Source organism: Asticcacaulis sp. P2_C5, from assembly GCF_056404555.1.
Genome location: NZ_JBFUDU010000021.1, coordinates 21,766 through 40,927, shown reverse-complemented (window position 1 = coordinate 40,927; position 19,162 = coordinate 21,766). Strand labels below are relative to the sequence as shown.

The window sequence follows — 19,162 nt, the reverse complement described above, 5'->3', positions numbered from 1 at the left end:
GGAGGCCGGGCATGAATCTGTTAAGCGAACTGCGCGGTCTTGCCGGCGCCGAGCCGATGGCCGAGGGCGTTCGCCTGACCGAGCCCTATGCCGAAGCGCACCATGCCGCGGTGGCGTTGAGCGGCCAATATCGCCTGCGCGCCCAGGGCATTGGTGTCGAGATCGAGATGGTCGAGACAGCAACCAAACGGCGCAGTCTCGTCTATGTACGCGATGGCGAAGAGATCATTCTGTTCATCAGGCCCGGACGCTACGATTTTTATCTGCGCTTTCTGTCAGCGCCGGGAGCTTATGCGGCCCAGGTCGAGCTGATCCGGATGGGGGTTGTGGCACGGGCTGGCTTCCTGCTGACCAAGGCAGTGTCGATGTTGCGGCGGCCGCCAGGCGAATGGCTGGCCGTGGCGGGACGGCTGTTGCGCCCGGCGCCGCAAGGCATTGTCGGCGCGCGGGTGGGTGAGGCAGTGGCATCGCCGACCTCGCATGTATCGCATCATGACGACAAGGCGGCCGAACTGCCCGGTGCGGCGGACCTACATGCTGGCGTGTCAATCATCATTCCGACGAAGGTTCAGTTGCATTTGCTGTCTGCCTGCGTGTCGTCGCTGGACATGGCGCCGGTGACCAGGGAATTGATTGTCGTCGATAACGGCGCGACCGATCCGGCGATGATCGCCTATCTGGCGCAGCTGTCTTTCCGGCCGGACGTGCGAATTCTGCGCCACGACGCGCCGTTCAACTTTTCCGAGCTGTGCAATCTCGGGGCAAGGCGGGCACGCTATCCGACCCTGCTGTTCCTCAATGACGATATCGAGGCGATGGACGGACAGTGGCTGGGCGCCATGCTGGACTTTGCCGCCCGGCCGGACGTCGGTGTGGTGGGCGCGCGGCTGATCTATCCGTCAGGCGATCTGCAGCACGCCGGCGTGGCGGTCAATCTGGTGCCGGGGCCGGGCCATCCGTGGCGCGGGCTGGCGCGCGAGACGTGGAGCAACTGTCCGCGGATCGGCACGGCGAGTGAGGTCGACGCTGTGACGGGTGCCTGCCTGATGATCGCCAAGTCCCTGTTCGACAGTCTGGGTGGGTTCGACGAAGAGGCGTTTGCCGTGACGCTGAACGATGTCGACCTATGCCTGAAGGTCCGGGCGCGGGGGCTGAAGATCATCTATGTGCCGCAGGCAACATTGATTCATAAGGAGGGCCGGACGCGCAAGCGCGACGACAGTCAGGGCGAGGTGGCGCGGCGTGAGGCCGAACTGGCAGCGTTCTACGAGCGCTATGGCGACTTGACGCGGCATTCGGTGTTTTACCCGCCGAGTCTAAGGCGCGATACCGACACGGGCGCCGGGATATAGCGCCGCGGCTTGTATCTATTGGCGTTTCAAACGACACCCGGTTGATTGCCCAGTTCAGAGGCCAGCAGCTCAAGATCTGCCGGCTTGAAACGCAGCCGAGCGATCGGCAGGATAACGGCCGCAGTGAGGGCAAGGTGGCTGCGCAGGCGTGCTGCCAGGTCGTACAGGCTTTCGACCAGACGCCGATCGGAATTGAGCGGCGCTTCGGCGATCCTGAAGGCTTCAAGACGGACCAGAATCTGGCGGATATTGCCGGATAGAATTCGATGATTGGTCGTCAGTATGCGGTCCGCCGTTTCGATATCGTCATCGCGGTGTGCGGCAAGGCGCAGGATCGGCAGCACGGCTGTGCCTTCGCAGGCAAGGAGGCGTGGCAGGTCGATACGCAGTTCCTGAATAACCTGCGCCATGGCGTCGACCTTGTAGGCCGGCGCATCGGCGACAAACGTCAGGTTGGTGGCACAGGCGCGCAAGCGTACAAGCTCGTTGGCGAACCAGTCGAGAGGGGAATCCTGAATCTGTTGCAGCAAGGTTTCCGGGCCCGGCGAGGTCGGGCCGGTCATTTCGCGCTCCAGCGAATAGCTTGGATAATATTTACAATGTCAGGTATTTCAAAATGCATCGTGAATTGAGCTTGCGGAAAGAGTTGCTGTCAGAGGTTTCTCTCAATGAAAGCATATATGTTTTCGTATAAAAATCATCCGCTTAAGGGTTACCAATTGTGCGTACGCCGCTTGATATGCGTCAATTACAATCGTCTGCAGCTATGCATCGCGTCTCCATGTAGCGTTGTGCCGATGGGCTTGCCACAACCTTGACTTCATACTTGAGGCAGTTCACGGTCGCTGCAACCAGTATGGGCGAGGGCCGGCCATGAGAGACAGCGATGTCGACCGAATACGCGGCTTGCGGTTGTTCGAGCACATCGAGCCTGCCCATTTCGATCGACTGACGTCCGGCGCCTTCATGCAGAAATTTCCTGCCGGAACCACACTGCTAAACGAAGGCGATACGGTCGATTTTCTCTATATCCTGATGGACGGCATCATCGAGATCCAAGGATCGTGGAACGACAAGGAAACGACGGTGGCGGTCGTGCGCCCTTTATCGATGTTGATACTGTCGTCCGTCGTGTTGAATGCACCGGCACTGATGTCGGCCCGGACGTTGGAACGGTCGGAAATTCTAATGCTGTCCGCCGACAGCTTTCGCCGCGCCATGCGCGAGGACGGCTTATTCGCGGTCTGTGTCGCCGAGGAATTGGCAGGGTGGAACCGCGCCATGGTCCGCCAGCTCAAGAATATGAAGCTGCGCAACGCGTCCGAACGGTTGGCTAACTACCTGCTGACGCTCCAGGTGCAACAGAACGGCAGTCTGAAGCTGCAACTGCCACACGAAAAGCGTATATTGGCGTCGCTTCTGGGGATGACTCCGGAAAATCTCTCGCGCGCTTTTGCGACGCTTGGTGATTATGGCGTCGTGGTGCATGGTAATGAGGTTGAATTGACCATGATGGTCGCGCTGCGGCGCATGGCCAAGCCGTCGCCTTTTATCGACAATCACCTGCCGCCGCTGGATCACCTGAGCGGCAAGGCGGAGCGGGAGATGTGGCCGCCGAATGGGCGCGATGGCAAAATCTTTTTCGAATAATGTGATGTTGAGATGAAAAAATGGACCGGCGGCGCACATACTCTGCGCCGCCGTTCCAATCCTGATTCCATTACGCGCAATCGGGATCGATTTCTGCCCTGTCTTGGGGTGAGGGATCGGGACAGGACAATGTTTCGACGAGATTGAAGTTAGCACAGCCCTGATTTGGCACATTGACCGCTGTCAAATGGGCGTGCGGGATTTGCATTCGCGCGCACGACAAACGTCAATCGGCCGGCCTAAAATTTTCCCCGGAGCTTGTTCGCAGTTAATGCGGATTTCGCATAGATGGCTTAGGCAGCCGCCCGAGATAAATGAATACGTTTTCATTTGGCCGTTGGCCCTGCCGAACGCCCCATAACTGTGACATCGTTGTGAAAAACCGCCTCCAGGGAGTTCAACACGTGTCCACGGTATTTTCAGCCCGAATCTTTTGTGCAGGTCTCGCCGCTGCCTGCCTTGTTTCACCCGTCATGGCCTTCGCATCGTGCGAAAAGGTGGCCGGAGAACATCATGGCCGTTTCAAGGTCGACAAGCGCGAAGATGTGCGCGACAGCGGCCGGCCGGACTATTTTGACGGGACATGGACGATAACCGTCGACGGCGCGACCTGCGCCATTTCCGGCCAGGCGGATTCGGCCATGACCGGGGTCGTCGCTCTGACCGGGACCTACGGCGTGAACAATGCCGACACCAGCAAGTTCAAGGTCACCAATTTGTATATGGATGCCGCCGGCAATGCAGACTTCATCGAATTCTCGTTCAAGACGGATTCAGCCAGGCACCTGCTGCACTATGTCACCATCGAGACGGCTCAATATCTGTATGACGGTGATTTCGACGGCAAGTAGGTAAAACGTCGCTTCGGACCGCCATAAGGCGCGCGAAGCGCCAAGTGAAGCCGAAGGCTTCGTTGTGGCTGACCACCAGCGGGGCGCCGTCCCAGGCGATCAGGCCGCTTCGCCGGGTCGTCATGTCCCGATGGATAAAAGTCGGGTGGTACGTGAATGGAAAATCACATGCGGGGTTTGAACCTTTGTTCGAGGCGGCGACGGGCGATAAGTCGCGCCTGGCAAGGGGGTGCGGATAAGGCAAATCAAAATAAGAAATATTCGCGATATTTGAATCGGAAAAATCAGGTTGACGGAATTTTTAAAAAGTGTGATGAATCCATGGTAGCGATAACATAAAAATGCCAATCGGAAATCGAACATGCAGCCAGGACTGGCGCCTGAACGGGTGCTGGTGGTAAGGGTTTTGCGCGTTCACGACTAAGGTCGTCTTCACAGTATTATCGCCATACACGGCGAAAACGACAGGTGCGCGGTCGCATTGGGGCAGAGATCCCGTGTGCCGCCGGAGGGAAAACAGATGTATCTGGGCATTGACGTCGGCACGTCGGGCATCAAGGCGGTCATCGTCAATGACGCCGGTAGCGTCGTAAGCGAGGCGCGGGCGCCGCTCGGGCTGTCACGGCCGCATCCACTGTGGTCGGAACAGGATCCATCGGATTGGTGGGCGGCAACCAACAGCGCGGTCAGCCAGCTGGAGTCTGCCGCACGGGCGCAGGTTAGGGCGATCGGGCTGTCAGGCCAGATGCACGGCGCGGTCCTGTTGAATAGGGCGCGCAAGGTCATCCGCCCGGCGATTCTATGGAATGACGGGCGCTGCGAGGCAGAATGCGACGAACTGTTGCGGCGCGAGCCGGCGACGCATGAAATAACCGGCAACCTGATCATGCCGGGCTTTACAGCGCCCAAGCTGCTGTGGGTGCGGGCGCACGAACCCGAGATCTGGGATGCGCTGGACCTGGTTTTGCTGCCGAAGGACTATATCCGGTTGCGGATGACGGGTGAGGCGGCGACCGATCTGTCGGATGCTTCGGGGACACTGTGGGTCGATGTCGCCAAACGGCAATGGTCGGATGCCATGCTGACGGCGTGCGAGCTGACGCAAAGCCATATGCCGCGTTTGTGCGAAGGGCTGGAGCCGACGGGTATCCTGCGCGATGAACTGGCCGAGGCCTGGGGCATGCAACGCGTGTCGGTCTGTGCCGGTGGCGGCGATAATGCGGCCGGGGCGGTTGGCGTCGGCGTCATTCATGATGGCGATGCCCTGCTGTCACTCGGAACCTCAGGTGTGCTGTTTGCCGCCACTGAACAGTTCCGGCCCAATGTCGCCGGAACGGTCCACGCCTTTTGCCATGCCGTGCCCGAACGTTGGCACCAGATGTCGGTGATGCTGAACGCGGCGTCCTGCCTCGACTGGGTGGCGCAACTGACCCGGGCGGACGGCGTCGAGGAGATGCTGCAGGCCATCGAGGCTTCGGGAAAGACCGATACGTCCGAATTGTTCCTGCCGTACCTGACCGGCGAGCGGACCCCGCACAACGATCCCTATGCAAAAGGCGTCTATTTCGGGTTGAACCCCGGCACCGACCCGCTCGCCCTCGGCCTGGCAACCTTGCAGGGCGTGGCCCTGGCCCTGGCCGACGGTCTGGACGTGCTAAGCGATGCCGGGACGCATTTCGACAGTATTACGGTCATCGGTGGCGGCGCGCGTTCGGCCTTCTGGGGACGCACCCTGGCCTCGGCCCTGGGCAAGCCGCTGATCTACCGCGAGGGCGCGGATTTTGGCCCATCCTATGGTGCGGCAAGGCTGGCGCGATTGAGTCTTGGGGCCGACACGGTCGCCGAGGTGTGTACGGCGCCGCCGATCCGCCACGTAATCGAACCGGACCGCCAGCTCTGCGACAGCCTTGATGCCAAGCGCGCCCCTTTCCAACGCCTGTACCAGACCCTGAAGCCCCTGTTTAAGGACTAACTGATGACGACCTCTTATTTCGATGCCTTGCCGACCATCACCTATGAAGGACCGCAGTCGCGCAACCCGCTGGCCTACAAGCATTACGACAAGTCACGCGTGGTCATGGGAAAGACCCTGGCCGAACATCTGCGCATCGCTGTCTGTTACTGGCACACCTTTGCCTGGCCGGGTAACGACATCTTCGGCGCCGGGACCTTCGACCGGCCGTGGAAACCCGGCACGCCGGTAACCCAGGCCCTGGCCGAACTGAAGGCTCAAAACGCCTTTGACTTCTTCACCAAGCTGGATACCCCGTTCTACTGCTTCCACGATGTCGACGCCATGGCCGACGCCGCGACCCCGGCCGAGCACAAGGCCAATCTGGCCAAGATCGTCGATGTGCTGGCCGGACATCAGGAACGCACGGGCGTGAAGCTGTTGTGGGGGACGGCCAATCTGTTCTCCAACAAGCGTTACATGGCCGGCGGCGCGACCAATCCCGATCCGGACGTGGTGGCGTGGGCGTCATTGCAGGTGCGCGAAATGCTGGAGGCAACGCATAAGCTTGGCGGTTCCAACTATGTGCTGTGGGGCGGCCGCGAAGGCTATGACACCATCCTCAACACCAATCTGAAGCAGGAGCTGGACCAACTGGGGCGGTTCCTCAACATGGTGGTCGAGCACAAGCACAAGATCGGTTTCAATGGCACCATCCTGATCGAGCCCAAGCCGCACGAGCCGACCAAGCATCAGTATGACCGCGATACGGCGACGGTGTTCGGCTTCCTGAAGAATTACGGCCTGGAAAACGAGGTCAAGGTCAATATCGAGGCCAACCACGCCACCCTGGCTGGCAACAGCTTCGAGCACGAGATCGCGACCGCAGTGGCTTTGGGCATTATGGGTTCGATCGATATCAATCGCGGCGACCACCAGAACGGCTGGGACACCGACCAGTTCCCCAACAATGTCATGGAAATCACCATGGCCATCTATGAGCTGCTGCGTGGCGGCGGGTTCACAACCGGCGGGTTCAACTTCGACTCCAAGGTACGGCGCCAGTCGATCGATGCGGCGGATCTGTTCTACGCCCACGTCGGCGGGATCGACGTCCTGGCACGCGGACTGATCAATGCGGCGAAGCTGATAGAAGACGGCGAGCTGCAGGGCTTTGTCGATACGCGTTATGCCGGCTGGAAGGCGGGCATGGGCCAGAAAATGCTGGCCGGTCAGGCGTCACTGGCCGACATGGCCGACTATGCGGTGGCGGAGAATCTGGCGCCGGTCGGCAAGTCGGGCCGCCAGGAATATCTCGAAAATATCGTGGTCAACGCCAGCTGATATTGCGCGTGTGAGAAAACAGGGACGGTGGCGGTTTCGTCACCGTCCTTTTTTGCGTTAGAGCGAAATGACTTTAGATAGAATTGTCATTTCGCTCTAACTTTTTGTTTTGTCGCGCAATTTAACCGAAAAGTGGCAGCCACTTTATCGGATTGCGCTCTAGTCTTCCAACACGCGCTTCAAGACTTCGAACGCCGTTTGGAAGCCGTGGTGGGCCTGGATATAGTCCTGGGCGTGCATGGAATGGCGGTTCCATTCGCGACCGCTTTGACCATAGAGTTCTGTGGTTTTGGCCACGATCTCGTCCGCCGTATTGGCGATAAAGATCGACGTGCCGTTCTCGACCTCCAGGCCCTCCGCGGCAATATCGGTGGCAATGACCGGTACGCCGTGCGCCATGGCCGACAGAACCTTGCCTTTCAGTCCAGCACCATAGCGCAATGAGGCCAGGAACAGACGCGAGCGCCCGAACCACGGCGCCAGGTCTTTGACCTGGCCGGTCACCAGGACGCGATCCGACGCGCGGGCCAGCAACTCCGGCGGCGGATTGGCGCCGACCAGCAGCAGCCTTGCCTCGGGCAGTTCGGCCGACAGGCGCGGCCAGACCTGATCGAGCAGGAAGTTGGCCGCATCGACATTGGGTGGATGGTTGTAGCCGCCGAGGAACATCACATCCTTGCGCGAAGCGTGGGAGACGTCGGCGTCGACAATCTCCTCGATCAGCGGCAGGACGGCGACCTTGGCATCGGGCACCTCGTCGTTGAGAATGTCGCGTTCGACGTCGGAATGGACGAGGGTGATGTCGCAATCGGCCGCCAGCTTCAGCTCCTTGACCTTCATGGCTTCAGCCTCTTCGCGCAGGCCGTCATTGTTCTCGATCCCGGCCTGGCGCTGCATGCGCAGGAAGTGCAGGTCAGCGTTGAGATAAATGACCTTGGCCTGGGGGGCGTATTTGCGGATCAGTTCGAGATTCTTGAAGCCGACATTGGCGCGGATCACCTGGACCACGTCATACAGTGCGCCGTTGCCGCGCAGCAGTTCGGTCATGGAGCGTTCGAACGGGGCGTAGAAACATTCGACGCCCATGGCCTGGAGCGCGCCGACCTCGGTGCACTGATACAGGAAATTGTCCTCCGGCACGAAGGAGACGTGATAGCCCAGCGTCTGATAGTAGCGGATCAGGTCGACGGTCGCCTTGGAACCGGCGTCCTGGGATGGGGTCGGGTTGCAGGCGTCGACGATCAGGACGCGTTTGGTCACGGCGCGATCACGTTCCAGCGAGGGCTTGTCGCCGTTTTCGCGGTGGCTGCTGAGTGTCTCGCGCCAGCGCTCGAAGAACTTCTCCTTGTTGAGCACCTGATAGGCCTTGGCGCCTTCCGCCGTATCGGTGCCCGACGTCTTGCCCTCGTAATGCACGACCTTGGACAGGGGCTGCATGATGACGCTGTGACCCAGACTGCGTATGCGGAAGGCCAGGTCGGTGTCTTCGTAATAGGCTGGTTTGTAGTGGTCGTCGAAGCCTTCCAGCTTCGTCCACAGGTCGTGGCGAATCATGAAGGACGCACCCGAAACGTAGTCGACCGCACGGGCGTAGGAATAGGCCGGGCGGTTGGGGTCGTCATGACGGCCATAGTTCCACGCCGAACCATCGCGCCAGACAATGCCGCCAGCCTCCTGGAGGCTGCCGTCCGGGTAGAACAACTTGGAGCCAACCATTCCTACTTTCGGGAAGTGATTGAAGGTGTCGACCAGGCTGTCGAGCCAGGAATCGGCGACGCGGGTGTCGTTGTTCAGGAAAACGAGATATTTGCCGTTTGCTTCGGCGGCCGTTTTGTTGCAGGTGGCGATAAAGCCTTCATTGGCGGGGTAACGGAAATAGCGGACGTCGCGGACCTGGCTCAACCAGCGTTCACTGTCATCGGGTGAGGCGTCGTCGCCGATTACGATCTCGAATCTATGGCTGGCATTTTGCCGTACCAGGCTGTGCAGGCAGTTCAGTGTGTAGGCCAACTGACCATAGACAGGGATAATGACCGAGACGGCCGGAGCTACCGACATGGAGGGGCGCGGCAGGGCGTTGATGGCCTGGACGGCAGCTTCCCATTTCGGCGCCTTGCCCAGCAGGCCGTACTGTTCGAGGAAGGTCTGCCCCATATAGGCGACGTCGAGAATGTCGTCATTGGCGCGGCGTTCGTGAATCGTCAGCCGGTCGGCATCGCCCGGGCGGTCACGCTTGGGCCAGCCGGTATCGGCGCCCGCTCCAACGGAACCTGTGCCGGCATTGCCGAGAAGTAGCGTGTGGGACAGCCCCAGGGAACTGTCAACACCGTTACTATCGCCTTGTCCCATACGGCTGTGCAGGAAGAGGCCGATACGGCCTGACGGCTCGATGCGACGGGCTTCGCGCGTACCGTGGCGCAGGTAATGGAAGAAGGGATTGACGCCGGTCCGCGCCAGGTCTTCATGCGCCTTGAGATAGAAGCTCGACGAGAAGCCGGGGGCCGGATCGAAACCTTCCTTGGCGCCGAACACGACATAGTGGTTGACGGGATCCATGCCCTCGCGCGGCTTGCCGGCCAGTTGCATGCGGTAGAAGGTGTCATCGAAGGACGATTTGCGCAGGCCGCGCATGGCCAGGAACGACTTGACCGCGGTCTTTGCACCCTGACGGCGGGCGATGCGCGCCGACCATAACAGGTCGCGCGCCAGGCTGACCGGGCCTTCGAGCAGGCCGGGCTTCTTGCTGAACAGAGCGTAGCTGGTGACGTCGCGATACAGGCTTTCCAGCTTGCCGGTCTCGTCCATCGCCGTGAGGTCTTCGATACGCATGTCGGGCGAGGGCCGCACACGGACGCTGATCGGCGAGGGAACCGGTATGGCGACCGGCTCGGTGCTGAATTCGAAACTGGCGGCGCCCAGTTTCGCCGCGCCCATGCGTTCGTCGGGCTGCGGCAGGTGGTGCTCGAAGCTGAAGGCGACCTCGACCTTGATCAGGCCCTTCATCGGCCGGGTGGCGAGGTCGAGGCGCTGGGCCGACCGGCCGGGCGTCAAATCGGCCATGCCGTAGTCTTCGCCATTGATCAGCACGCGCGCCTGCTGCGGCCCAAAGCTTTCGGGCACATAGAGGTCGAGCTTCAGGCGGTTGACCTCGTTGCGGACACCGAAGCGCAGAACAATGTTGCGTGTGGCCCAGGCGTCGTCGTGCAGACCTTCGGTCTGCGGCAGGAGAAGGCACGGAACGCGGCGGTCGTCGTGGACGCGGTCGAGTTGATAATAGTCGTCGATCAGCGAGGCGTACTCGCCTTCGCTGTAGGTCTTGGGTGTAATTTTCGTCGCGGCGGCGGCGCGGATGGCCTTGATGATCTGGGCATGCGAAGCATCGGGCGGGACCAGTTGGCCGACGCCCAGGGCCGTGAGCCGTCCACCGGGCGCGCCCAGGTCGTAGGCGACCGGGGTCAGGCCGATGGTGAGGGCTTCGGACAGGGTATAGGCGTAGGTTTCAGGCCACGGGCTGAGAAAGAGCGCCACCTGGGCGCCGGATTCGCGGACCTTTTCCTCAAGGGTTTCCGGCGTATAGGGTCCGAAATCGCGCAGATTGGGAAAGGACAGCATCTGGTCGTTGCGATCGGAATAGCCGATCAGGGCGAATGCCAGGTCCGGTTCCCGCTTTTCTGCCCAACGCAACAGGGCGACGATTTCAGCCGATCCCTTATGCGGGCCAAGTGCGCCCAGCAGGGCAATCTTGATCTTTGCCGGCGCGGTGATCGGCTGCGATTCCACGGTGGGCGTGGCGCCGCCGAGATGCGATCGAACATCGATGGTCAGCCCGGCGAAGACCCGGTGATAAAGATCGGCCGTGGCCTGGGATGGCGCGAACAGTCCGTCGGCCTGTTTCAGCAGGTCGTGCCACTTGTCGCGCCAGCGGACAATGTCCTGCCAGACGGCGCGGTAGTCGCCATGCAAGTGCGAATGCGCTCCGCCACGCTTCAGGCAGGTATTGCAGGCGGAAAAATCAGGCAGGTCGCAATATTCGCCGCCGTCATCGAGCAGCGTAACACGCGGGCAGGCATAGAAAAAGTCGTGCAGGGTAACGAAATAAGGAATGCCCGCACCTTTCAGGAAGCGGTCCATGCCGTCTTCCACGTCGATCAGGTGATGCAGGTGGATGAAGCGCGGTGTCAGGATCAGCAGATCGGCGCACAGGGCGTCGAGACCGCCGGCCTTGGGATACAGGGTACGGTTGGTACTACCCCATTCTGTCAGGGCATAACCAAAGCGCGAACCGTTACTGGCATTGCGGGCGATCAGGACATGATAGCCTTCGCCCTTCAGCTTTTCAGCCAGGAATTCGATATTGGTGTCGACGCCGCCGCCGGATGCCAGCGAGATGAAGACCGCAATCGGGCGGTCGCGCCATAGCGAGATCTGCAGGCGGTTACGGACCGGCGCCATTGGATCCGTATCGAGGAAGTTGTGGATCTGGCCGTGATAGTCCGGGTAGCGCTCGTTCAGCACGCGGATGGCGACCGCGACCTTTTCCAGCTTGTTGTCGAAGGAAACACCGCCCTTGTGTTCGACGAACGCGTCACAGGCGGCAATATTGCGCCAGCCGCGGGTGGCGGCGCGCAGGGAGAAATCGTTCTCCTCGCCATAGCCCTTGCCGAACGTCTGGGCGTCGAACAGGCCGACCTCACGCAGGGCGGCGCGGCGGATAAACATGCAAAAGCCGTGCGCCGTCGGCAGGTCGACCGTGACGCCGTCGTTTTCGCGGGCGCACAACGCGTTGATGCCGGCCATGTCGAGGCCGTACGGCAGTTCGGCATATTCACCCAGTTCGGGCAGGGTCAGGATTGTGGCGTTGTTCGACAGCGGCGTGGCGCTGGCGATATTGGGCGCCGAGTAGGCTGCACGGACCAGCCGGTCCAGCCAGTGGTCGCCGACAACTGTATCGGAATTGAGCAGGACCACGTCGTTGTCGTCGTTTAGCGACATACCGCGGTTGACCGTGGCGACGAAGCCCAGGTTCTCGGCATTGTCGAGCAGGCGGTAGTCGTGCTTTGCGGCGTGGGCCTTCAAGGCCTTGACGAGGGCGGGATCGGGGCTGGCATCGTTGATGACGATGAGATTGTAAGGGGTTTTGACTTCGGCACGCAGCACCGAGTCGATGCAGTCCATGGTTTCTTCCAGCCCGCGATAGACCGGAATGATGACGTCGACGCCCTGGTTGATGGTATGACCATGGCACGGCAGGCTGGCCGTCCAGACGTGCGGAAAGGCGACGGGCTCGCGATGGCGCGCCATATTGATCAGGAACTGGCGCTTGAAGGCGTCGAGTGCACGGGCCTTTTCGCCGCCGGGCATGGCGCCGTCGAGGGCGGCGATCAGTCCTACCGCCGACAGGCGAATCAATTGCTTGCCAATAGGATAATAGTCGGTGCCGCGGATGCGCACGCCCAGCAATCGTGTCTCATTGCCGTTTGCCGGGTTGGCGAAGCTGAAAGCGCCCGTGCTGCCAAAATCATGGGCGGCGTCGGCCCGAAGCGTCCGTATGATCTCGCCGTCGAAGTCGATATCAACTTCGACAGCGAAGCCCGGCCGCGTGACATCGGAGATCCACCCGGCGACGTGATCGTCGGCGCGCAGCAGTTCGCCTTCATAGACGGAGGTATGGGTAAAGGATTCGGTCTTGATGACTTTCTTGGAAGCCGGCCCGGTCGCATAGGTGACTGTGACGCGATGGGAGCGGGCATCAAAGACGCCGAAAGGCAGGATCAAGCTGACGCTGTTGCCCTTCCAGGACAAGCTTTCGGGATCTATGGGAAGGCCGTCAAGAGTCAGCCGGACCTGAGGGTCGTTTTTCAGTCCGGTGACTGTCAGCGCCGTACCGGACAGGGTAAATCCAAGAGTCATCAGGTCCTAACCGTGCGCCATGCTGCATGGCAACGTAATTGCACGCCTATACAAACAGAATTTTGCTCGACATGTCACGTGCAAAAGCCACAAATTTGTCATTGTTTTTTGCTTTCCACCGGCCCCGGATTACCGGTGGAAAGCAGTAGCGTTATCTGAACGTGGTGGCGTTCAGGCGCTCAGGGCAGCGGGCGCATTGTTGTGCAAATCCCACCCGTCACAATCGCCGAAATAGGTCTGGCGGCCGCCGTCCAATACCAGAACCTTGTTACAAACGGATTTAATCAGACCTAAATTGTGCGTCGCTAAAACCATAACGCGAGATTTTTCGAGAATTTCGTCCATGCGCTCCTTGGCCTTTTGATGGAAACCGGCATCGCCTGCGCCGATCCACTCATCGAGGAGCAGAACATCGGGGTCGAGCGTGGTCGCCACCGCGAAGACCAGGCGGGCCATCATGCCGGCGCTGTAGGTCTTGACGGGCAGGTCGATATAGGCGCCGAGTTCGGAAAAATCGATGATTTCCGGCATCTTGCCGACGACGACCTTGGTACCAAAACCGCGCATCCGGCCCATGCTGAGCACGTTTTCGCGACCGGTGAGCGCGGCATCGAGGCCGAGGCCGATGTCGATCATCGATGAGATACGGCCCGTCACCTCGACCAATCCGCGATCAGGCTCGTAAATCCCAGCCAGAACCTTGAGCAAGGTGGTCTTGCCGGCACCATTGTGGCCGATAATGCCCATCCGGTCGCCTTCCTGCAGGGAGAAGCTGACACCGTCAAGCGCCTTGACATGCACGATGTCCTGGCCGTCCTTCAGCAGCTTGCCGCCGATCGCCATATTGGCAATGGTGTTACGCAGGGAGTGGGCGCGGATCGAGTAGACCGGGTAGGAAAGCTCGACTCCGCTGAGTGAGATGACGTCGGACATGGCTTAAACTCCTACACCCAGAACGGAATGCGCTTGCGCAAGGGCGGATAGACGGCAAGCCAGGCAATAATCCCGGCGACGGACGTACCGATGGCCAGGCCCCACGCGTGGGCCGGCGCCATCTGGCCCAGCAATGGTGAGCGAACGACCTCAAGCAGGCCGTAAAGCGGGTTGAACTGTGCCCAAAGGGCGCGGCCTTTCGCCATGTCGACCACGCGCCACATGACCGGTGACAGGAAGAACAGGAGCTGACCGATATAGGGCAGAAGAAGCTGCAAGTCGCGGAAGCGCGCGGAAATCAGCGAAATGACCGTGCCCCAGGTGTACATGCTGACGATAACGATCGGCAGGGCCAGGACGAAGGACCAGTGTGGGATGGTCAGGGCGCCCAGGCAGGCGCAAACGACATAATAGACGACGACATTGTGCGCGAAGGTGAGGATCGCCTTGCACACCGACTCGAGCACATAATAGCTGTATGGATTGGCGTGGTTGCGGATCATGCCGGCGAAACCGACAAAAAGGCCAGGACCGTCACTCAGCATGAAGCCGGCCAGATTGTAGCAAATCATGCCGCCCAGGACGTAGGGGAGAAGCTCACCCAGGTGATCGAGGCGGTTGGCCAAAATTCCCCAGACCAGTGTCAGACACATGGCGGTGACCAGGGTCGATGCCGCCATCCAGAAAGGCCCGAGCAGGGTGCGCTTGTATTTGGCCGACATTTCGTGCCAGGCCTGATAGATCCACACCCGGTAAAGCGCCAGACCACGGGTCAGATCACTGAAAGCTTTCTTGTACATATACCGCCTAGTCTGTCGGCCGAAATGGCCAAACTGTTGCAAGCACACACAAATTTACCTGCGGGGGGCTCACTGTTAAACCATCTGGAAGTTCAGATCAATGGTTCGCAGGTGCAAAAGAATTATCATGTTCCCGTTCGGGCGTCGCTCTGCGAGACCGTCTTCAGCCGGGTCGCCATCTGTTCCAGGACGCGCTCACCATACCGCATATTGGCATGCCAGACGTCGTTGTTCGAACCGAGTTCAGGCTTCAGAAAGCCGTCATCAAGCACGCTGTCCGGGGCGCGGACCAGCTCGATGTCGAGGTCGAGATCCCTGATGAACAGATCGGACGCGTCTTCGCAAAGTTTGTAGAAATCGGAATAGACGGCATTGACACGGTCACCGTAAAGCGTCTTCAACTGCCAGGATTCATCGTCATTGACCCGGGCCGACGGTGGCGGGGCCACCTGAAGTAAGACCTTACCTTTAAAGCGGCCGGCGATGTCGGAACAGAACCTGATTGCCCCGTGCTCCTGTTGCCGTTTCAGCAGGATATCGAGCAGGAAGGCGCGCGAAATGGCCGTAAGGGTGGACTCAGTCGCGTCGGTCAGCCAGTCGAAGCAGCCGACCGAACCCAGGACGTGATCGCCCGAGGCCAGGTTTTCATTGCTGGGCGCCGAGAAGTTGATGGCGCTGATGATCAGGGCGTCGAACGCTGTCAGGTCGAGGCGCTCGCCGATGGAACTGCGGACGGGGCTGGGGAAGGGCGTGCCGTCGGGTTGGAGGCGGCTGAACGGCCGGGCGCCAAAGGTTTCGCCATCATAGACCAGGTGCGGTGCCGTGCGCCCCGGAATGACGTAATAGTCGAAGGCGATCGTATCGTCCTTCCAACCCCGGTTCAGCGCGCCGTACAGCGCCGTGCAATGCGAATTGCCGACAATACAAACTTTCATTGATTTCGTTCTTATCTTCCGAAGGCTTCCAGCATGGCTTCTTCGCACGTCACGTCTGTTTCATTTTCAGGCGATTCGGGCGCAGGTGTCGCGGGTTTGGGAGCCGGTTGGGCCGGCCTGGCGGACGGCGTCGCATTGAGCCCGGCGAAGACATGCGTCATGACGAAGTCCACGCCCTTGATCGACACTTCGCGCTGATTGGGCAGGTAGAACATGCCGCGGAAGGTTGGGGCGGTGATGATTTCGTAGGACGGGAAATAATCGACAAAGGTGAATTCGTCGGCCAGGTCGCCGGCGACGGCGCGCAGGGTCGATTTGGAATAGGTCGTCGCCGGCAGGACGTGATTGCCGCTGGCCGTGGCGGTCAGCGGCACGGGCGACACGGTGAGCAGGAATTGCAGGTCTGGATTGAGGCTGCGAGTGAATTCTATGACCCGTTTCAGGGCGGCATGAATCTCCGGATAGCGGAAGTTTCTGAAACTGTGCTGCGACGCATCGAACTCACCGGCCAGGGTGCCCGGGCACATGGGATAAACGTGGCCGGTTCGCGTGTTCACCCAGCCTTCGGTCAGGCCCAGCGTGAAGACGAATAGCTTGGCATCGCTGAGGGCAGTGCGGATGGTCTTCAGCGTAACCTCACGGGCGGCGCGCATCTCCTCGACGCTGGCAAAGCCGTTGGGTTCGATCGCAGGGCGAAACGGGTCGTAGATTCGGCCCTTCTGTTCCCAGTATTCATCGGAGGGCGAGGCGTGGCCGAATGCCCAATCGATCCATTGTGCCAGCAGGGCGGTCGTGTAGATATTGCCGGTGCGAAAGGAGAAGACGCCGTAACCGTATTTTTTTTTCAGCTCGGGTGTAGCCGCCAGGATGTCGGGCCCCGGCTCGGCATCGAACCAGTTGTAGCCATTCTTTTTCAACGCCTTTCCGATGTGCTGGGCAAAACATGAACCGGCAGTCAGGACCTTGTCCTCCGGATGCAGCGTCAGTTTCGACCTGTACAGTTCCTCGATTTCGAGCGCGTTACGATCGGCGATGGCCGAACGCCAGAAGGCCCTGCCTTCCAGCGAACTATAGGGATTGGACATGATGGCTCCCGACAAGATGGGCGTACCGCTTAGACGCCGGCGGGAATACCGCCGCTTTCCCGTCGCGTCGCTGCAGCGCAACCACTTTAAAACGCCAAATCCGAAGAGTCAGCCCTTTTTCAAAAAAAGCCTGTTGTAAAGACTCTTGACTTGCAAAGGCCGGCTGACGTCTTATGCAGCCGACATATTTCCGGACGCGGTGGCCGGACATGGACCTGAGCCATGGGGACCGCGCACCGTACCCTCGGAATTGTTTATGAAGATTGCCGCCTTCGGCTCGTGCCTGTCGAACATCACTATCGCGCGGATGCAGCGGTTTGGGTTTGAGCAGTTGCTGAGCGTTCACCACAATCGCAGCGATGCCTTTCTCAAATATTTCGTCGACAAGTCGGCGCCGCAGATTCCGTTCGATGAACTGATGGCCAAGTTCGTGTTCAAGCCCGAGCACGAAGCCGAGGCGCGCAAATATATCCTCAACCAGTATATCGAGGGCCTGGGTTATCACGACCTGCTGCCCTTGAAGGAAGCTTCCGGACGCAACTTTATCGAAGAACTGCAAACGACGAAGTTCGATGTCATCCTGATGGACAACTTCATGGACCTGGCGTCGAAACTGGCTGTGTGGAAGAACCATCCAGTCTATGGCGACTCGCCGGTCTTCTTCAACTTCGGCTCGTTCGAAAACGAAAAGGCGCTTCTGGAAGAATTCGATTACACCTACGATTACCTGTCGGGCGTTCAGTCTGCCAAGAACAATCTGCGCATCTACAAATGGCTGCGCAAGCTGCAACCCGACGCGAAGATCGTCTATATGTGCTACCACTGGTTTTCCAGCACCGATAATTTGCGCCGCACGCGCGACGCCCAGGACTTCTTTCAGAAGATCAGCCAGCTGGCCATGTTCGAAGACCTGATTATCCTGCCGCCGCTGCAGATGGGCGAGGCCTGGGGCAAGGGCACCGACGACTGGCCGCACTTCCAGGATCCGGTTTACGAAGCCCTGGCTGGATATTTGTTCTTGCATCTTTGCGCCGGTTACGGCAGGCCCTTCAAGCCTTTCAAACTGCCCAAATAATACGGTTCAAGTAACAAAGTCCGCCGCATGAAAACCAGCGCCTATATGATCGCCCACTGCGATGACGACTTCCTGCAGGCGGCCATCGAATCCGTCATTGATCGAGTCGATGAACTTGTCTTTGTCGATGGCGCCTATGCCTGGGTGGCGCCCTTCTTCGAGAAGGCAGGGTTGGATCCCGCGAGATCGTGGCAAAAGACGCACGATATCCTGGCCTTATTCGGTGACAAGGTGCGCTATTTCAGCGGCATCTGGGACGACGAATTACACAAGCGGTCGTTTGGTTACAGCCAGTGCGACGGCGACATTATCGTTCGCATCGACGCTGACGAGATTTTCGAGTGGGATGATGCGGCCTATGCCACATTCCTGGCCTCGGACAAGGCTGTTGTGGAAATGGAATTTCCCTATCTGCTCAGTGCAGGTTCACAGCGCCTGGCCAGCGACCTGACCGATACGCCTAAGCAGTGTTGCGTCTTCAAGGCGATTCACTTCGATGATCCTCTGGAGCACTGCGCCTATCTGTGGCTTGTCCTGACCGACGAAGAGCGTGAGCGCTGCGGCGTGGCCGACTGGAGCCGGCTTCATGTGCAGCCGGTGATCCGCACAGCGCACCTGACGGCATTTCGCACGCCGCGCACCGCTGTCAATCGTGCCCGCTTTTACACATTGCAATATGTGCGGACGACGGGGCAACTGGGTTGGGGCTACTATTCGTCGCCGGTCGAGCGAAATGAGGACAAGATCCTCCAGATTTTTGATTTCCTGACGCCACAGGAATACGGCTCGTGGTTGGAAGGCCATGAGATTGTCTCAGGCTTTGCCCATATGAACGCCTTCCGTGTTGCGCCCAGCGTTTTTGGCGACAAGGTAACAGTGCAGATCGCGGCGTCGGCGACTGACCATGCCCGGAGCCTGGCCGATCTGCTCGATTTTGCCGCCCATCCGAGGCTGGTCGTTTCGGATTCTATCACGCTTATCAATGTCACCTCGCTGTTGCGGCAGGGCGTGAGCCAGTTCGACCTGACCTTTACCGATGAGGTCGAAACGGCCAGTGGGCACCTTTATCTGTTGCTCGATACGCCGGACGAACAGTCCGGACATAATCTCGAGCCTGTGCTGTGCCATACGGACGACCGGAAGGTACGGTGCCACTTCGAGCCCTTCGACATGTCCGAAGTGTTGCAGGCAGTGTTCGTCCTGCGCCCGGTCATCAAGGCCGGGTACAAGTCGACCCTGATAGGGTTAAAGGCATAGCCGAGCCGGAATGCCTGCT

The 19,162-nt window shown here is 59.8% G+C and carries 14 protein-coding genes; 8 read left to right on the top strand and 6 right to left on the bottom strand.

Annotated elements, in window-relative coordinates; all coding sequences use genetic code 11:
- The first annotated feature begins 11 nt into the window (after nucleotides 1–11).
- Nucleotides 12–1,352: a glycosyltransferase family 2 protein gene (locus AC1DXO_RS25000; protein ID WP_476980936.1), complete on the top strand. Its 1,341-nt coding sequence runs from the start codon at nucleotides 12–14 to the stop codon at nucleotides 1,350–1,352.
- A gap of 26 nt (nucleotides 1,353–1,378) precedes the next feature.
- On the opposite strand, the gene AC1DXO_RS24995 is transcribed toward AC1DXO_RS25000, so the two are convergent.
- Entirely contained in the window at nucleotides 1,379–1,915 is a 537-nt protein-coding gene (locus AC1DXO_RS24995) for a hypothetical protein (protein WP_476980935.1), read from the bottom strand.
- A gap of 310 nt (nucleotides 1,916–2,225) precedes the next feature.
- On the opposite strand from AC1DXO_RS24995, the gene AC1DXO_RS24990 reads away from it, so the two are divergent.
- The 4 genes from AC1DXO_RS24990 to xylA all read left to right on the top strand — a co-directional run bounded on the left by AC1DXO_RS24990 (nucleotide 2,226) and on the right by xylA (nucleotide 7,148).
- Nucleotides 2,226–3,002, top strand: coding sequence for a cyclic nucleotide-binding domain-containing protein (locus AC1DXO_RS24990; protein ID WP_476980934.1), 777 nt, complete (start codon nucleotides 2,226–2,228; stop codon nucleotides 3,000–3,002).
- A 404-nt stretch (nucleotides 3,003–3,406) separates the two neighbouring features.
- Nucleotides 3,407–3,853 (top strand): hypothetical protein, encoded by a 447-nt coding sequence (locus AC1DXO_RS24985; protein ID WP_476980933.1) that lies wholly within the window; start codon nucleotides 3,407–3,409, stop codon nucleotides 3,851–3,853.
- Between the two features lie 520 nt (nucleotides 3,854–4,373).
- Nucleotides 4,374–5,825 (top strand): xylulokinase, encoded by a 1,452-nt coding sequence (gene xylB / locus AC1DXO_RS24980; RefSeq protein WP_476980932.1) that lies wholly within the window; start codon nucleotides 4,374–4,376, stop codon nucleotides 5,823–5,825.
- Between the two features lie 3 nt (nucleotides 5,826–5,828).
- The gene (gene xylA / locus AC1DXO_RS24975) at nucleotides 5,829–7,148 is read left to right on the top strand and encodes a xylose isomerase (protein ID WP_476980931.1); all 1,320 of its coding nucleotides are present in this window, start codon (nucleotides 5,829–5,831) and stop codon (nucleotides 7,146–7,148) included.
- A 159-nt stretch (nucleotides 7,149–7,307) separates the two neighbouring features.
- Here xylA and AC1DXO_RS24970 read toward each other — a convergent pair whose 3' ends face one another.
- The 5 genes from AC1DXO_RS24970 to AC1DXO_RS24950 all read right to left on the bottom strand — a co-directional run bounded on the left by AC1DXO_RS24970 (nucleotide 7,308) and on the right by AC1DXO_RS24950 (nucleotide 16,811).
- A complete protein-coding gene (locus AC1DXO_RS24970; protein ID WP_476980930.1) occupies nucleotides 7,308–13,058 on the bottom strand; it encodes a glycosyltransferase in 5,751 nt (1,916 codons plus the stop codon).
- A gap of 171 nt (nucleotides 13,059–13,229) precedes the next feature.
- Nucleotides 13,230–13,991: an ABC transporter ATP-binding protein gene (locus AC1DXO_RS24965; RefSeq protein ID WP_476980929.1), complete on the bottom strand. Its 762-nt coding sequence runs from the start codon at nucleotides 13,989–13,991 to the stop codon at nucleotides 13,230–13,232.
- Nucleotides 13,992–14,002: 11 nt separating this feature from the next.
- Entirely contained in the window at nucleotides 14,003–14,791 is a 789-nt protein-coding gene (locus AC1DXO_RS24960; RefSeq protein ID WP_476980928.1) for an ABC transporter permease, read from the bottom strand.
- A gap of 125 nt (nucleotides 14,792–14,916) precedes the next feature.
- Nucleotides 14,917–15,726 carry a hypothetical protein gene (locus AC1DXO_RS24955; RefSeq protein WP_476980927.1) on the bottom strand — a complete coding sequence of 270 codons (810 nt, stop codon included), beginning with the start codon at nucleotides 15,724–15,726 and terminating at the stop codon, nucleotides 14,917–14,919.
- An 11-nt stretch (nucleotides 15,727–15,737) separates the two neighbouring features.
- Entirely contained in the window at nucleotides 15,738–16,811 is a 1,074-nt protein-coding gene (locus AC1DXO_RS24950; protein WP_476980926.1) for a GSCFA domain-containing protein, read from the bottom strand.
- On the opposite strand from AC1DXO_RS24950, the gene AC1DXO_RS24945 reads away from it, so the two are divergent.
- The 3 genes from AC1DXO_RS24945 to AC1DXO_RS24935 all read left to right on the top strand — a co-directional run bounded on the left by AC1DXO_RS24945 (nucleotide 16,810) and on the right by AC1DXO_RS24935 (nucleotide 19,143).
- Nucleotides 16,810–16,950 carry a hypothetical protein gene (locus AC1DXO_RS24945; RefSeq protein WP_476980925.1) on the top strand — a complete coding sequence of 47 codons (141 nt, stop codon included), beginning with the start codon at nucleotides 16,810–16,812 and terminating at the stop codon, nucleotides 16,948–16,950. The genes AC1DXO_RS24950 and AC1DXO_RS24945 overlap by 2 nt on opposite strands.
- Before the next feature lie 117 nt (nucleotides 16,951–17,067).
- Nucleotides 17,068–17,886, top strand: coding sequence for a hypothetical protein (locus AC1DXO_RS24940; RefSeq protein ID WP_476980924.1), 819 nt, complete (start codon nucleotides 17,068–17,070; stop codon nucleotides 17,884–17,886).
- A gap of 27 nt (nucleotides 17,887–17,913) precedes the next feature.
- On the top strand, nucleotides 17,914–19,143 hold the full coding sequence (locus AC1DXO_RS24935; RefSeq protein WP_476980923.1) for a glycosyltransferase family protein: 1,230 nt from the start codon (nucleotides 17,914–17,916) through the stop codon (nucleotides 19,141–19,143).
- Nucleotides 19,144–19,162 lie beyond the last annotated feature (19 nt).

Bases quoted from the DNA above. Each gene is read 5' to 3' on its own strand.
- AC1DXO_RS25000 (WP_476980936.1), top strand. From the start codon at position 12: ATGAATCTGTTAAGCGAACTGCGCGGTCTTGCCGGCGCCGAGCCGATG.
- AC1DXO_RS24995 (WP_476980935.1), bottom strand. From the start codon at position 1,915: ATGACCGGCCCGACCTCGCCGGGCCCGGAAACCTTGCTGCAACAGATT.
- AC1DXO_RS24990 (WP_476980934.1), top strand. From the start codon at position 2,226: ATGAGAGACAGCGATGTCGACCGAATACGCGGCTTGCGGTTGTTCGAG.
- xylB (WP_476980932.1), top strand. From the start codon at position 4,374: ATGTATCTGGGCATTGACGTCGGCACGTCGGGCATCAAGGCGGTCATC.
- xylA (WP_476980931.1), top strand. From the start codon at position 5,829: ATGACGACCTCTTATTTCGATGCCTTGCCGACCATCACCTATGAAGGA.
- AC1DXO_RS24970 (WP_476980930.1), bottom strand. From the start codon at position 13,058: ATGACTCTTGGATTTACCCTGTCCGGTACGGCGCTGACAGTCACCGGA.
- AC1DXO_RS24965 (WP_476980929.1), bottom strand. From the start codon at position 13,991: ATGTCCGACGTCATCTCACTCAGCGGAGTCGAGCTTTCCTACCCGGTC.
- AC1DXO_RS24960 (WP_476980928.1), bottom strand. From the start codon at position 14,791: ATGTACAAGAAAGCTTTCAGTGATCTGACCCGTGGTCTGGCGCTTTAC.
- AC1DXO_RS24955 (WP_476980927.1), bottom strand. From the start codon at position 15,726: ATGAAAGTTTGTATTGTCGGCAATTCGCATTGCACGGCGCTGTACGGC.
- AC1DXO_RS24945 (WP_476980925.1), top strand. From the start codon at position 16,810: ATGATGGCTCCCGACAAGATGGGCGTACCGCTTAGACGCCGGCGGGAA.
- AC1DXO_RS24950 (WP_476980926.1), bottom strand. From the start codon at position 16,811: ATGTCCAATCCCTATAGTTCGCTGGAAGGCAGGGCCTTCTGGCGTTCG.
- AC1DXO_RS24940 (WP_476980924.1), top strand. From the start codon at position 17,068: ATGAAGATTGCCGCCTTCGGCTCGTGCCTGTCGAACATCACTATCGCG.
- AC1DXO_RS24935 (WP_476980923.1), top strand. From the start codon at position 17,914: ATGAAAACCAGCGCCTATATGATCGCCCACTGCGATGACGACTTCCTG.